We start from the raw sequence: 14,612 nt of genomic DNA on the forward strand, positions 1-14,612 counted from the left end.
TTGACAGTGATCAAGCTATTTCGAACGCGTTCGGTATTGTTTACCGGCGCTTTGTTATGGCTGACGATGGTTGCTCCGGCCCAGGCCGATGAGCCCCGGCCTGAGCGGGCGAAGGACCTTCGGTACGGTTGGGCTCTGTATGAGTATCATCAGGGCAATGTCTTTGAGGCTCTGACCCAGCTGGCGGTTGCCCGTGAGCAAGGCGGTATCGAAGGACATGGTGATCACCCGGCTTTGGTAGAGGGCGGGCTGATGTTGTCCTGGGGCATGACCCGTGAGGCCAGCAAATTGTTCACGGAGCTGCTCGGTAGTGACGGCGCGGGTAGCACACTTTCGCCGGATGTTCGCAATCAGGCCTGGTTCTATCTGGGCAAGGTGTTTTTCCTGGAAGGTAATCGTGAGCTGGCCGGTGAGAATCTCGAGCGCGTGGATGCCGAGGCACTCGCTGAGGCCAACCATGACCTCTTTCGGGAGTGGGTTTATCTGCGAGCACGAGTGGCCATGATGTCTTCGAGGATCGAAGACGAATCGAAGCTGACGTCGCTGAAGGAGCAACTGGAAGACACGGACATCTGGTCCCTTTACCTGCAATACAATTCAGCCGTCGCCGCTCTGGACGCGGGAGACGTCGCGACAGCCGAGGCTGAACTGCAGACACTCATCGCCATCATTCAACAGTCTGCCGATTCCGCCAAACCAGAGGCCGAACGCGACGGCCTGTTGGACAGGGCCCGACTGTCACTTGCCCGACTTTACCTCAGGGATGACCGGTTCGACGCGGCGCTTGAGATCCTTGGCGACATGCCGCTGAATGGCGTATTCGCTGACCAGGCCCTTTTCGACTATGCCGTAGCGGCGGCCGGGCAGGGCAGGCCGGATCGGGCACTTGATGCGCTTGATACGCTGTCAAACAGGAATCTGTTTTTGCCCTGGCGACAGCAGGTTCCGTTTGCCCGGGCCTATGTTCTTGAGCAGATGAGCAGACCGCAACGAGCACTGTCAGCCTTCAAACAGGCAGCGGACCTCTACCAGGCCCGTATAAAGGAGCTGGACAATATCCGCAATGAGCTCAGTGAACAGAGCCTGATGGCGCAGCTCGACTTTACTCGTGACAGCGACGGGATTCTCACGGATTCCTACGGCCGTTTGCGGGTCCAGCCTTCCGATTTCGGCATGGCCGAAGTGCTGGCTTCGGAGACTTTTCAGCAGGCGCTTGCAGAATTGAACGAGCTCTACCAAATGCAATCCTTTATCGCCGAGCGGCAGTCCCGGTTTGAATCCTTCCGGATCATGCTGGAAACCCGCGAACAACAGCGTCAGGTGCGGATTGCGGAAACCCGTCGGGCGCTCGAAAACCAGCAGGCGGACCAGTGGCAGACGTTGCATGAGGAATTCAGGGAAACGATCGCCACTGCGTTGGCTGAAGAAGACGTTCAATTCTTCATGACCGCAGAACAGAAAGCACTGAGAGACAAGCTCAATGAGGTTGAAGAAACGCTGGCGGGCTTGCCTGATGATGCCACCACGGCCAGCCAGCGTGAGACTTACCGGAGAATGCGTGCCTACTTCGACTGGTGGATTGCGGATGACTATGGCGTGAATCGCTGGGCGGCACAAAAGCAGTTGCGGGAGCTGGACCGTGAAATGCAGCACTTTCAGGCCCAGCGGCAGAGGGTTGAAACCCTGATGTCCGACGATGACCGCCATGCCGAACTGGTGCGGCGCATTTCTGCCAGCGAGAGCGAACTCGCCACCCTTGGCCAAGAGGTGGCCGTTGCATTGAGCAGCGCCCGGCGAATCCTCCTGAGCCAGGTAGACAGCATGCTTGTTGACCAGCAGGAAGAGCTCAATGGGTATCTGGTGGCTTCCCGCCATGCCCAGGCCAGGTTGGCGGACCAACTGTTCCGCACATCGCAAAACCCGGGAGCCGGTGATGAGTAACGGGATCCCAGGAAAGATGGTGAAAGGCCTTGTCGTGGCAGGTGCGCTGCTCATGGCCAGTGGCTGTCAGATGTTACAGTCGATGATCCCCGCCGGCGATGAGGAAATGCCCAGGGTCCGTGAGGGCACCCTGGCCGCGCTTCCGGCGACTGAGACCCGTCAGGTTCAGGGTGTCGAGACTGGCAGCGGCCCCTCGGATGATGTCTCCATTGAAATAGTGATGGAAAGCTACAAGGCGCTTTTGCCGCTGGTGGACGATCCCCGCAAGCAGGTTACCATCCGACACCGGCTGGCCGATCTGGAATTTCAGCGGGCGGAGCGGAAAATGGCCGATACCGCTGTCGATGAGCTCGCCGGTGCTATCGAGGCCTACCAGCGTCTTCTGTCCGAATACCCGGAGCGCGAGGGCAATGACAAGATCTATTATCAGCTTGCCAGGGCCTGGGAGCTTCGGGGAGCGACGCCCCAGCAACTCGATACTCTGGATACTCTGGTCCGGCGGTACCCCGATTCTGACTACTGGATAGAAGCTCAGTTTCGCCGCGGCGATCTGCTGTTTATCGATGGCCGATACCGGGAAGCCGAGCAGGCATTCGACGAGGTTACCCTCGCCAGCCAGGAGCGGATGGCCGATGCCTCGTTTCTGGTAAACGCGCATTACATGAAAGGCTGGAGTCTATTCAAGCAGGCGCAATACCAGGAAGCCCTGTTCAGCTATGTAGAAGTGCTTGATCTGGTGATGCCCGAGGGGCAACCGGTGGAAGATGTGGATCGGCGGAGCCAGACCTTGATCGAGGATCTGTTCCGGGTCGTAGGGCTGTCCTTGTCTTACCTTGATGGCGCGGAAACCTTGCAGGCGCTGTTTCGCCAGACTGGTGGGCGCCCCTATGAAATCCTGGTCTATGACCGCTACAGCGAGCTCTTGCTGGAGCGGGAGCAATACGGTGATGCGATCGACGTCTTTGAGGCCTACATAGAAGACCACCCGGCGAGTCCCTGGGCGCCACGCTACCACATCCGGATTATCGATACCCTGGAATTGGCCGGTTTCACCCGTACCGTCCCCGAAAGAAAGGCCGACTTTGTCAGCCTTTACGGTATTTACAGCGACTACTGGCAGTCAGCGGGCCCGGATGCGATGGGTTTCATTGAGCAACAGCTGGAGCGGCTCCTGCCTGAGCTGGCAGACCGCCAGTACCTGTTGGCAGGGGAGGCCTCCGATCAGCGGCAGGCCGATGATCACTACCGCAAAGCCGCCAGTTATTACGCCGAGTTTGCCGCCACCTTCCCGGATCATCCCCGCACCCCGGAGCGTCTGTTCCTTCTGGGTGAAACCTATCTGGAGCTGGAAGACTGGGCGGAAGCCATCGCCGCTTTCGAGCGTGTGGCCTATGACTATCCGCAGGACACCGTATCCGGGCGGGCAGCCGAAGCCGGCTACGCGTCGGTTCTGGCATTCCGTGAGTATTCAATAACCTGGAACAGTCTATCCGTATCAGAACAGGCGGCTTATCAGGAACTGCAGCAGTTGAATCGGCTGAGGTTTGCAAATGCGTTTCCCGAAGACCCCAGGGCCCCGGCGGTGTATTACATTGCACTACAGCGGGAGTTTGACCGGAAAAACTGGGAAGAGACCGTCAATATGGCGGCCCGGCTTGTGACCTGGCAGCCCACGCCTTCCGCTGAGTTAACGACAGAAGCCTTCCTGTTCTCTGGCCACAGCCTCTCTGAACTGGCTCGGTACGCTGAGGCGGAGCAGGCTTACCGTGATGCCCTGGCAACCATGGCCGAGGATGATGAGCGAAGAAGCGGGGTACGTGAAAACCTGGCCGCTGCGGTCTATCGGCAGGCCGAGCAGTTGGCCGATGCCGGTAATGTGGAAGCTGCCGTCAGCGAGTTCCTGCGAGTCGGTGCTGTGGTTCCGGAATCCGCACTAAGGGCAAACGCTGAATACGATGCCGCCTCACTTCTGATAACCGCCAAGCTCTGGGAACCGGCCATTGGTGTGCTGACCAGTTTCCGAAGGGCTTTCCCGGACCACGAATTGATTGATACGGTCCCGGCAAAACTGGCGTTGGCCTATCGTGAAACGGCGCAGTGGGAGCGAGCAGCCGACGAATTGCAACAAATGGTGGCTCTGGCGACAACGCCGGAAGAGCGAAGAGAAAACCTGTTGATTGCAGCAGAGCTGTACGATCAGGCCGGAAACCGTGACAAGGCCATTGATACCTGGCGGAATTACGCCAACAGCCATCCCGAGCCGGCCGATGTCTACATGGAAGCGGCCAATCGGCTGGCTGAGCTCTATCAGCAAGCTGATGACACCGTAAAAAGAGATTACTGGTTGCGCAAGCAAATGGAAACGGTGGACCGGAATCCGGACGCGGCGGACGACCGCATGCGCTACCTTGCCGCGTCAGCCTCGGCCATTCTCGCCCGCGAAGCGCTTGCCCGGTATGACAGCATTCGCCTGACGTTGCCACTGAATGAGAGCATGGCTGCAAAGACCGATGCGCTTGAACGGGCAGTTAATGCCTACAAGAAAACCGCCAGTTACGGCCTTTCGACGTTCGCAACCGAGGCCGGATACCAGATTGCCCATATCTATGGACGCCTCGGTGCCGATCTGATGGATTCGGAGCGGCCCACCGGGTTGAGTGAGCTTGAGCTGGCCCAGTACGAGCTTTTGTTGGAAGAGCAGGCCTATCCATTCGAAGACAACGCCATCGATATCCACGAGCAGAACATCCGGCGGGCCCGGGAGGGCATTTTCGATGAGTGGGTCAAGCGCAGCTACGAGGCCCTGGGAGTCCTGCTGCCAGGACGCTACCGGAAGGAAGAAGTGACCTCGGGGGTTGTCTATGAACTTGATTAAGTCCGGTGGTCTCTGTCTTTGGTTGTTAGTTGGGTTGTCTGGATGTGTCACGGCCCCGACGCCGCCAGAATCTGATCCTCGGGCCGAGCCGGCTGTCCTCGAGGCGTCATTCCGGGAAGCGGTCCGGGCCATGGAGCAGGACAACCTTGCCGAAGCCCGGACTCGTCTGGAGCAACTGACTACTGACTACCCGGACAAGGCCGGTCCCATGGCGAACCTTGGCATTATCGCTTTCCGGGAAGGGGATTCCGATAGCGCGAGACAATGGTTTGAGCGCGCGCTGGCAGTCAATCCTGAGCATGTCCAGGCGTTGAATCATCTGGGCGTGATTGCCCGGAATGCTGGAGAATTCGATGAGGCGGAACGGTATTACCGAGCTGCGTTGGCGGCGGATCCGGACTACGCGCCTGCAATCCTCAATCTGGCCTTCCTGCTCGATATCTATCTGGGTAACCCCGCCGATGCGGTTGAACTCTATGAGCGTTATCAATCGGCTGCCAGCGAACCGCACCCGAGACTGGAAGACTGGATATTTGATGCGAAAAACAGAATCTGATTTGGATAGGTTGATATGAAACATCTTGCGCCGATTATTCTGGCCGCTTCCGCTCTGATAGCTGCGGCGCCCATGCTTTACGCCCAGGACACCCCGGGTGTGGTAACCATCGAAGGTACCCGCATTCGTGGCGACCAGGAAGTGCCCACGGTCATGTATCTGGTGCCCTGGCAACCACCGGAAAATGAACAACTTCGGGCGCCAGACGAGCGGCTCATGGTTAATCAGGGGATTGCGCCGCTGGAACGATATGAATTCCAGAGGCTGGTGCAATACCACAACGAATTCCTGAAACAGACACAACCGGCAGATGAATCGTCGGAGTGAGACATTCCTCACATCTGCTCTGTGTTCTTGCGCAAAAATAAACAAACCCTCACACAGACTTGCGCGAACTTACCCTGTCCGGGCGAGCTCGCGAATAGACTGATCTGAAAACGGACCATGGAGTGCCCAGAAAATGATCGATACCGCCGTTCGCTTCTTCCAGGAAGGTGGCTTTTTTATGTTTCCGATCGCCGTTGTGCTGATCATCGGACTCATTGTTGCCATTGAACGTTACGTCTACCTTTCCGCCCAGAAACTGACCAACCGTCGGGATTTCAACCGCCTGCACCAGATGATTGCAAAGCGCGATCTGAGGGGCGCCCTGAATTACACTCAGGAGTCCGGTAGTGCCATGTCCACCATGATCGGTTTCGGCCTTCAGCGCCTGGCCCGCCGCCAGGGTCGCGAAGAGATCGAATACGCCATGGAAGAGGGGTTGCTGGATGTTATGCCTCGGCTGGAAAAGCGCACACAGTACCTGGCAACACTGGCGAACATCGCCACGCTGCTGGGCCTGCTTGGTACCATTATCGGTCTGATTGCCGCCTTTACCGCAGTAGCCGCAGCGGATCCGGCCCAGAAAGCGAGCCTGTTGTCCCAGAGTATCTCGGTTGCCATGAACACCACCGCCTTCGGCCTGATGTCCGCCATTCCGATGCTGCTGATCCATTCGCTGCTTCAGACCAAGACCAACGAGATTGTTGACAGCTTCGAGATGGCCGGCATCAAGGTGCTGAACCTTCTCAGCGATGGCTCAGGCAGCAAAGCCGCGGTTCAACCACAGGGTCAGAATGCCGCCGCGCCGGCACAGGTAGCGACTCCGGCCGGTAGCCCGGCCTGATAACCAGCCAGAAGGATGTCAGGCCATGAGACGGAAACATCGTCGCCTACAGAGTGAGGCCGATCTCGACATCACGCCCTTCATGAACCTCATGATTGTGCTGGTGCCGGTACTGCTGCTGAACATGGTGTTCGCCCACACCAGCGTTCTGGAACTCAACTTTCCGACCGGCGAGAGCCTGTCGGCAGAGCAGGCTGAAGAACTGCAGATCCAGGTTGTGATCTATGAAGATCGGCTGGTTGTTGCAGATAACCAGGGCGGCGTCATCAAGGACATACCCCGGCGTGAGGGCGAGTATGATTTTGCTCTGCTCAAGGATGTCATGAAAGAGATCAAGAGTCGGGTGCCGGACAAAAAGGATGTGATCATCATGCCGTCCCGGCAGACCTCTTATCAGTCTCTGGTTTCCGTGATGGATACGGTGCGCTCCTATGAAGCCGTAGTGGCTGGCAGTGTTGTCGAGGCCGAATTGTTCCCCGAAATCTCCCTCGGAGATGCACCTGCCCAGACCTCGGGCACCGCGGAGGTAAGTTCATGAAAGAATCCGCGAAAGCCCGTCGTCTGAAACGGCATTACCGGCGCAACAAAAGCCAGGGAAAAATGAACCTGGTGTCGCTGATGGATATTTTTACCATCCTCGTGTTCTTCCTGATGGTGAACTCTTCGTCTGACGTACAGGTACTCAACCAGAACAACACCATCAAATTGCCCGATTCGACTGCCCAACAACCCCCGGGTGATGTACTGGCACTAACCGTGACCGACCGGGATATCCTGGTGAACGGCCGGCTGGTGGTGAAACGCGACGCGTTCCAGACCTTCGAGGGGCAGGTTGAGCCATCGCTGAAGCAGGAGCTCGACTACCAGGCCAGTCGTTCGTCGGCGCCAGCACCGGAGGCAGGTCGCCCCATTACCATTCTTGCGGACCGGGAACTTCCTTACGAGCTGCTCAAGAAAATCATGTCCACCTGTGTGGACGCCGGTTATGCCAGCATTTCCCTGGCGGTTAATCAGCGCACGGAACAGGGGGCCTGAAGCTAATGGATTATCGCTACGGATTGCCCTGGAATCAGGAGAGGGGAGAGCGCAAGAGACTGTTTGCAGCCGCGGTTGTCGTGGTGCCCCTGTTTCTGATTTTCGCGGGCTATGTGAGTTGGGTTGAGTTGCCGGAACAGGATCGGCAGGAACAGGAAGCCTTGCCGCCTCAGTTGGCGAAGCTGATTGTTGAGAAAAAGGAGCCACCCAAGCCGATATTGCCAGAGCCCGAGCCGCCAAAGCCTGAGGAAAAGCCGGTGGAGCAGGCGAAGCCTGAGCCAAAACCCGAACCCGCTCCAGCGCCGGTTGTTCCAGAACCGGAAGTGGCTGAAAAACCGGAACCAGAGCCCAAACCGGAAGAAGTGGCCAAGGCTCGGGAAAAGGCGAAAAACACCGGGATTCTTGCCATGGGCAAGGAGCTGTCGAAGATCAGTTCGCTGGCAGAATCGGTCAAACTGGATAGTCCGGTTACCAATACGGCCGAGCCGATCGCCAGGAAGACCGGTGATACCCTGGCTTCCCGTGCTACCGAAAACACCCGCAGTAGTGGTGTGAATGAAACCGCTTTGAGCCGGGAAACCCGTGAGCTTGCCCTGGCAGAACGGGAGCGCGCGGAGGTGGCCGAGGCGGAACGTGTGGCTGCGGTAAAAGAGACGGTGCGCAGGGAGCAGCAGGAAACTGCCTCGAAATCGCGTAGCCGGGAGGAGTTGCGCCGTACCATGGATGCCAACAAGTCCGCCATTTACAGCATCTACAATCGCGAGCTGCGCCGAAAACCCTCGCTGCAGGGCAGTATCACGCCCGAACTGGTTATCGAGCCGAATGGTGCGGTGTCCAGTTGCTCGGTTGTGGAGTCAACACTCAACGAACCGGCACTTGAGAACAAGATCTGCAACCGGTTGCGGTTGGTAGACTTTGGAGCACGACCAGGAGTCGACAAGACCACCATTCGTTATCCGATCGAGCTGTTGTCGAGCTGACGGTTGGCTCCGGTTCAGGGGTGGTGAAGGATCGCTCCTGATCAGGCGCTTTCGACAGTGTGGGGCGCAAACAGCTTGTAGCGGTTTCGCCCCTCCCGCTTGGCACGATACATGGCGATGTCGGCGCCGTTGATCAGTTCCTGAACGGTGGTACCGTCTTCCGGATACAGGCTGATGCCAATGCTTGAACCCACGTTTATCTGGTTGCCGTTGATCTGATAGGGCCGTTTGTTTGCTTCAATCAGCCTGTCGGCCACGGCAAACACGTCGGATAGCCGTTCCATCTCCGGTAGCAGCACAATAAACTCGTCGCCTCCAAGTCGGGCGAGTGTGTCGTCTTCCCGCAGGCAGTCTTTTACCCTGGTAGTGAACTTAAGCAACAGGTCATCCCCCACCGCATGGCCCAGGGTGTCGTTCACTTCCTTGAAACGGTCCAGATCCATAAACATCACTGCAAGCAGCATTTCCTTGCGATGGGCATGGCGAATGGCGTGCTCCAGCCGGTCTTCCAGCAATCGTCGGTTCGGCACACCGGTGAGGGCATCGTAGTAGGCTAGCTGTCGGATCTGTTCCTCGTTCCTGCGATTTTGCGTGATATCCGTGAACAGGCCCGCGTAATGTGTGGTATTGCCGTCATCGTCGGTGATTGCGGTGATGGTCAGAAGTTCCAGATAAAGCTCACCGGTTTTTCGGCGATTCCAGATTTCTCCGCGCCAGTAGCCGTGGGTTTCCAGGGAATTCCACATGCGCCGGTAGAACTCGCTGTCGTGGCGCCCGGATGAGAGCAGATCCGGTGACCGACCGATGACCTCTTCGGCGGTATAACCGGTCAGTTGGGTGAATGCCGGGTTGACGAATTCAATGCAGACGTCTTTGTCGGTCACCATTATGCCTTCAAAAGACGATTCAATGACCCGCTCCGCCAGTTGCAGGGTTCGCCTCGATTTGGCCAGGGCCTGATCCCTTTGTTCGAGGGCTTCGCGAAGATCGTCCAGATACATTTGCTCAGCGCCGGTCAGCATGTCGTGATAACCGATCAGGCCGGTAACCTCTCCAAGCTGATTGACCACGGCAAGATGGCGGATGCGATGATCTATCAGCAGATCGCGGGCGTGAATCAGCGGGTCTTCTTCGTTTACGGTGAGCAGAGGCCGGGTCGCCAATTCATTGACCAGGGTGTTGCTGGTGTGGCGTGCAATAAACCGGACCATATCCCGCTCGGTCAGAATCCCCAAACCTTCTTCGTCGCAATCGACCACCACCGCATCGGCATGATGGCGATGCATGTAACTGGCCACTTCCGCCAGAGACTGGTCGCCCCGAACCACCAGTGGCGGGCGCGGTACGGCCGCCCTCACTTCCCGCAGTCGCAAGTAGGGTTCCAGGCCCTGGTTGAGGGCCAGGTCGGTCTGGGAAAGGATCCCGACCGGTTTGCCGCTACTGTTAGTCACCAGAAAATGGCGTTTTCCGGTATCGCGTAAACGAACCGCGGCTTCACCGGCATCGAGTGTCTCGGGTAAGGACAGCACAGGTGAGCTCATCACTGTACTTACCGGCTGTTGGAATGTTTCGGGATCTGTAAAGTCGATCGCCAGGGCGTCATGTTCTGTCCAGATACCAACAACCGTTCCGCCATCGGTAATCAAAATGGAACTGACCGAGGTTTCGGACATCCGGGCAGCCGCATCGGCAATGGTTGTGTCCAGCTCACACTGAAGCAGGACGCCCGTGTGCATAATGCGTGATATCGGAAGCGGCTGCCCCATGGGCACTCCTGTTATTCTTGGTCGGTCTGTTGCGAAGAATTCGGTAAAAGTGAACCCTCGCTCATTTATATTGAAGTCTATCAACCCCCGGCTTCCGATGCCTTAACTTTTACGTAGCTTCCAGGCGCGTCCTCAATCGCCTCAAGCGGGCCTTCCCCGGGCTGACGGGGCTGAACTTGCTCTCCCTCGAATGTCACCAGCCATTCACGCCAGTGTGGCCACCAGGATCCAGGGTGATGTTCTGCGCTATCAAACCAGTCATCCGGCGAGCCTGGCAATTGGTTATTGGTCCAGTACCCGTATTTTTCCTTGTAAGGGGGATTAATGACCCCGGCAATATGGCCGGAACCGGACAGAACGAATCGCACATCGCCGCCGTAAACCCCGGCGCCCCGATAAGTCGTTTTCCATTTAGCGATATGGTCCTGGCGGGCGGAAAGGAAGAAGGAAGGTACCCTGATGGCGGAAAGATCAATGCTTTCACCCGCAATCGTGAGGGCATCCGGCTGCACCAGTCGGTTATGCAGGTACATTTCCCGAAGGTAGTAGCTGTGCATTCTGGCGGGGAGGTTGGTGCCGTCGGTATTCCAGTACAGCAGGTCGAAGGCTTTGGGTTTCAGGCCTTTGAGGTAGTTGTTGGTCCAGTAGGACCAGAACAGATCGTTTTCCCGCAGCAGATTGAAGGTAAAGGCCATGGCCCGGCCATCCAGGTAGCCTTTGCGCTCCATGGTTCGTTCGATACCGCGGATTGAGTGATCGTTAATGAAGACGCCGATGCCGCCGGGGTCTGAAAAATCCAGCAGGGTTGTCAGATAGGTGGTGCTGACGATCGGGTTACGTTGTTTTTTTGCCAACCAGGCCATCGTGGTTCCGAGCAGGGTGCCGCCAATGCAGTAGCCGATGGCATTCATCTGTTGCTCGCCGGTCGCTTCAGTTACAGCATCAATGGCAGCCAGCGGGCCCAACGTCATGTAGTCGTCCCAGCCCCGGTTTTTCTGGGCTGGCCCGGGATTCCGCCAGGAAACCATAAACACCGTCTGGCCCTGGTCTACCAGCCAGCGAATGAAGGAATTGCGTTCGGTGAGGTCGAGAATATAGAACTTGTTGATCCAGGGGGGGACGATCAGAAGCGGGCGCCGGGCCACGGTTTCAGTTGTTGGCGAGTACTGGATCAATTGCATCAGTTCATTCTGGTACACCACTTTGCCGGGCGTTGTTGCCAGGTTGCCGCCCACCTCGAAGGCCGAACGGTCGGTCATGGCGACGTTGAACAGATTCGGGTTCTGCCGGATATCGTCTACCAGGTTGCGGGCCCCATCCACCAGATTCATGCCCTTTCGCTCCCAGGTTATCCTGAGGACTTCCGGATTGGTCAGCGGGTAGTTGGAAGGTGAAAGCGCGCTCGTCAACTGGCGGGCGTAGAACAGCATCTGGTCGCGACTCGGGCCGGGGAGCCCCTCCATACCTTCAACCCAGTTCAGGAAGGCGCGGGAGTTGATCAGATAGGCCTGCTGGAGCACATCAAACGACAGATGCCGGTGCCAGTCCTCCGCTAGGAAGCGCCGGTCGTCCGGGTCCGGTTCGGCGACCGGTTCCATCGGTTTGCCGGTGAGTCTGGTCAGGGTGTAGCGAGCCAGCCCCAGATGTTTGCGGGCAAGATCGATTTCTGCACTGGCGAACCGGAGCGGGTGCAGCAGCAGATCTTCGGCCATGGTTCGATAGGCGTCCGAGATTTCGCTCAGCGTCGAGAGTTTGGTGTCCTCCATCATCCCGGTGTCGCCGAGCCATTTTTCCAGCTGTTGCTGGCCCTGGCGGACGTTGTCCTCGAAGGTTTTCACCAGATTAGTGGCGGTTTTGCTCACGAAATCCAGACCGAACATAGGGCTCTCCTGCCGCTGAATAAAAAACGGCCGGAATGGATACCATTCCGACCGGTTTTGGTCCTGCCTTTCAGGCTGCAGATTTGGAACCGCTGGCCTTGGCGGTTGGTGCCTTCTCTTTGGCAGGTTCGCTCGAATCCTGTTCAAAGGCTTTCTGTATCTGGTCACGGGTTTCGCTGAAGTAATCCTGCCAGGCTTTCCAGTCCTGGGTGAACTGGTCACTGAGGGATTTGAGGGTCTCTGCCTGGTCGGTGGTCAGTTGCTTCAACCCATCCAGATCGCGAACTTCGGCGACTTTTCGAGCCTGGTCCATGGCGACATCGGCATAACGACGAAACGCATTCATCTGCATTTCGGCGGCCTTGCTGAACTGGGTGAAAAGGGTTTCGTTGAGGCGGTTGGCCTTGTTGATCATATCCTGATTCATTCGTTACAACTCCTTTGTAGTGATTGTCGGAACAGGTAGTTTAGCTCAGCTTCGATGACATGATTTTGACAGGCGTCAAACCGGCTTTCACCCTATCTCCTAGTCTATAGTTAATTCGATAACAGATAGATCCGGGAGACATCCGATGGCAAACCGAAAATCCGAGCTGGAAACCCTGAAAGCAGACCTTGAAGCCAGGCTGTCCCGCTACCAGGCGCATCAGCGCAGGGAAGCGGGGGCACTGGAAAAGGATTTCGAAGAGCAGGCGAGCCAGACCCAGAACGATGAGGTAGTGGATTCCCTGGAAGCGGAAACGCGATCGGAACTCCAGCAGATTGATCACGCCCTGGAGCGGATAGACCAGGGCGTCGGCAACGAATGCGAGCAGTGTGGTAACGACATCGATCCCAGGCGGCTTCAGGTATTGCCGTATACCACGGTTTGTGTAGATTGCGCGTCAGACTGACAACCTGGATGCAAAAGAACAGGATGAACAATGGCTGAAGTGCAACGCAACGACGGAACCCGTTCCGGGCTGCCGAAGAGTCAGGTAACTGGTCTGATCCTGGGGGTGGCGTTCCTCCTGGCAACGCTGGCCCTGCCTGCGCCAGGCTCCATGGGGGCGGAGGCCTGGGCGGCGCTGGGGCTCATGCTGCTGATGGCCACCTGGTGGTCCACCGAAGCGATACCGATTCCGGCCACAGCCCTTTTACCGATCGTGCTGGTACCCGCGCTTGGGCTTGGCACTATCGGGCAGGCAACGGCGCCCTATGCCAATCCGATCATCTTCCTGTTTCTCGGTGGGTTTACCCTGGGCCTGGCGATGCAGCGATGGAATCTTCATCGGCGTATTGCCTTGCTGACGCTCAAAGCCATGGGCGATCAGCCCAAGCGACAGATTGCCGGCTTCATGCTGGCGACGGCTTTTTTGAGCATGTGGGTGAGTAATACCGCAACCGCTATCATGATGCTGCCCATTGGCTTGTCCGTGGTAGCGATGATGGACAACTCGAACCCGGAGGGTGTTCGGAAATATGCAACAGCGCTGCTTTTGGCCATCGCCTACTCCGCAAGCATTGGTGGTATTGCGACGCTGATCGGGACCCCGCCCAATGCTTTGCTGGCGGCCTATCTGAGTGAAAACCAGGGCATCTCGGTGGGCTTTGCCCAGTGGATGGTGCTGGGGGTTCCGGTCACTCTGGTAATGCTGGTGCTGACCTGGTGGTGGCTGACCCGGAGGGATTTCGGGATTGGTCAGGCATCGGACAGCGGCCAGATGATTCGGGATGAACTGGCCAAACTCGGAGTCATGAGCCGGGGAGAGCGTTTGGTGGCCGTGGTATTTGTCATCACGGCAACGGCGTGGATTTTTCGCCCGCTGTTGTCTGCCAGTCTGATGCCCTGGTTGAGTGATACCGGCATCGCAATCGCGGCAGCGATCGCCATGTTCCTTATCCCGGTAGATACCCGTCAAGGCACGTTTGTGCTGGATTGGGATTCCGCCAACAAATTGCCCTGGGGAGTACTGTTGCTCTTCGGCGGTGGCCTGGCCATGGCGGGGGTAATCAGCAGCTCCGGTCTTGCGGAATGGATCGCCGGCAGTCTGGGCGTGGCTGGTGTATTGCCGACCATCGTCATGATGGTAATTGTGGCTTCTGTAATTATCTTCCTGACCGAAGTCACCAGCAATACCGCTACTGCCGCCGCCTTTTTGCCATTACTGGGAGCGCTTGCCATGGCGCAGGAGGTGTCACCATTGCTACTGACGGTTCCCGCCGCGATTGCAGCCAGTTGCGCCTTCATGATGCCGGTAGCCACGCCGCCTAACGCGATTGTCTTCTCCAGCGGTCACATGCAGATTTCGGACATGATCAAAGCGGGTTTTGCCCTGAATCTGATGGGCATTGTGGTCGTCACTCTCATCACTTACGGGTTGCTGGGGTTGGTGTTCTCGCTCTGATGCTCCCCGCCACTTCATGGCTTT

General features: G+C 57.5%; 13 protein-coding genes. 10 read left to right on the forward strand and 3 right to left on the reverse strand.

Annotated elements, in window-relative coordinates:
- Window positions 1-6 precede the first annotated feature (6 nt).
- The 8 genes from B3Y70_RS11305 to B3Y70_RS11340 all read left to right on the forward strand — a co-directional run bounded on the left by B3Y70_RS11305 (window position 7) and on the right by B3Y70_RS11340 (window position 8,555).
- On the forward strand, window positions 7-1,941 hold the full coding sequence (locus B3Y70_RS11305; RefSeq protein ID WP_288589826.1) for a tetratricopeptide repeat protein: 1,935 nt from the start codon (window positions 7-9) through the stop codon (window positions 1,939-1,941).
- Complete coding sequence (locus tag B3Y70_RS11310; protein WP_235853427.1) at window positions 1,934-4,816, forward strand: tetratricopeptide repeat protein; 2,883 nt, start codon at window positions 1,934-1,936, stop codon at window positions 4,814-4,816. The genes B3Y70_RS11305 and B3Y70_RS11310 overlap by 8 nt, the downstream gene beginning before the upstream one ends.
- Window positions 4,803-5,372 (forward strand): tetratricopeptide repeat protein, encoded by a 570-nt coding sequence (locus B3Y70_RS11315; protein ID WP_014421179.1) that lies wholly within the window; start codon window positions 4,803-4,805, stop codon window positions 5,370-5,372. Before B3Y70_RS11310 ends, B3Y70_RS11315 begins: the two co-directional genes overlap by 14 nt.
- A 15-nt stretch (window positions 5,373-5,387) precedes the next feature.
- Window positions 5,388-5,699 (forward strand): hypothetical protein, encoded by a 312-nt coding sequence (locus B3Y70_RS11320; protein WP_014421180.1) that lies wholly within the window; start codon window positions 5,388-5,390, stop codon window positions 5,697-5,699.
- 133 nt (window positions 5,700-5,832) lie between these two features.
- A complete protein-coding gene (locus tag B3Y70_RS11325) occupies window positions 5,833-6,540 on the forward strand; it encodes a MotA/TolQ/ExbB proton channel family protein (protein WP_014421181.1) in 708 nt (235 codons plus the stop codon).
- Between the two features lie 25 nt (window positions 6,541-6,565).
- Window positions 6,566-7,078, forward strand: coding sequence for an ExbD/TolR family protein (locus B3Y70_RS11330; protein ID WP_014421182.1), 513 nt, complete (start codon window positions 6,566-6,568; stop codon window positions 7,076-7,078).
- Window positions 7,075-7,575, forward strand: coding sequence for an ExbD/TolR family protein (locus B3Y70_RS11335; RefSeq protein ID WP_014421183.1), 501 nt, complete (start codon window positions 7,075-7,077; stop codon window positions 7,573-7,575). The genes B3Y70_RS11330 and B3Y70_RS11335 overlap by 4 nt, the downstream gene beginning before the upstream one ends.
- Before the next feature lie 5 nt (window positions 7,576-7,580).
- On the forward strand, window positions 7,581-8,555 hold the full coding sequence (locus tag B3Y70_RS11340) for an AgmX/PglI C-terminal domain-containing protein (protein ID WP_014421184.1): 975 nt from the start codon (window positions 7,581-7,583) through the stop codon (window positions 8,553-8,555).
- A gap of 41 nt (window positions 8,556-8,596) precedes the next feature.
- Here B3Y70_RS11340 and B3Y70_RS11345 read toward each other — a convergent pair whose 3' ends face one another.
- The 3 genes from B3Y70_RS11345 to B3Y70_RS11355 form a co-directional block, all read right to left on the reverse strand.
- Window positions 8,597-10,321 (reverse strand): diguanylate cyclase domain-containing protein, encoded by a 1,725-nt coding sequence (locus tag B3Y70_RS11345; RefSeq protein ID WP_014421185.1) that lies wholly within the window; start codon window positions 10,319-10,321, stop codon window positions 8,597-8,599.
- An 80-nt stretch (window positions 10,322-10,401) separates the two neighbouring features.
- Window positions 10,402-12,201, reverse strand: a complete 1,800-nt coding sequence (locus tag B3Y70_RS11350; protein WP_014421186.1) for a PHA/PHB synthase family protein — start codon at window positions 12,199-12,201, stop codon at window positions 10,402-10,404.
- 70 nt (window positions 12,202-12,271) lie between these two features.
- Window positions 12,272-12,628 (reverse strand): phasin family protein, encoded by a 357-nt coding sequence (locus B3Y70_RS11355; protein WP_014421187.1) that lies wholly within the window; start codon window positions 12,626-12,628, stop codon window positions 12,272-12,274.
- A 145-nt stretch (window positions 12,629-12,773) separates the two neighbouring features.
- On the opposite strand from B3Y70_RS11355, the gene B3Y70_RS11360 reads away from it, so the two are divergent.
- The gene (locus B3Y70_RS11360; RefSeq protein ID WP_014421188.1) at window positions 12,774-13,094 is read left to right on the forward strand and encodes a TraR/DksA family transcriptional regulator; all 321 of its coding nucleotides are present in this window, start codon (window positions 12,774-12,776) and stop codon (window positions 13,092-13,094) included.
- Between the two features lie 30 nt (window positions 13,095-13,124).
- Entirely contained in the window at window positions 13,125-14,588 is a 1,464-nt protein-coding gene (locus B3Y70_RS11365) for an SLC13 family permease (RefSeq protein ID WP_273030221.1), read from the forward strand.
- The last annotated feature ends 24 nt before the right edge of the window (window positions 14,589-14,612 follow it).

Origin of the sequence: Marinobacter sp. UBA5687 (assembly GCF_002420325.1) — a bacterium.
GTDB classification, from domain to species: domain Bacteria; phylum Pseudomonadota; class Gammaproteobacteria; order Pseudomonadales; family Oleiphilaceae; genus Marinobacter; species Marinobacter nauticus.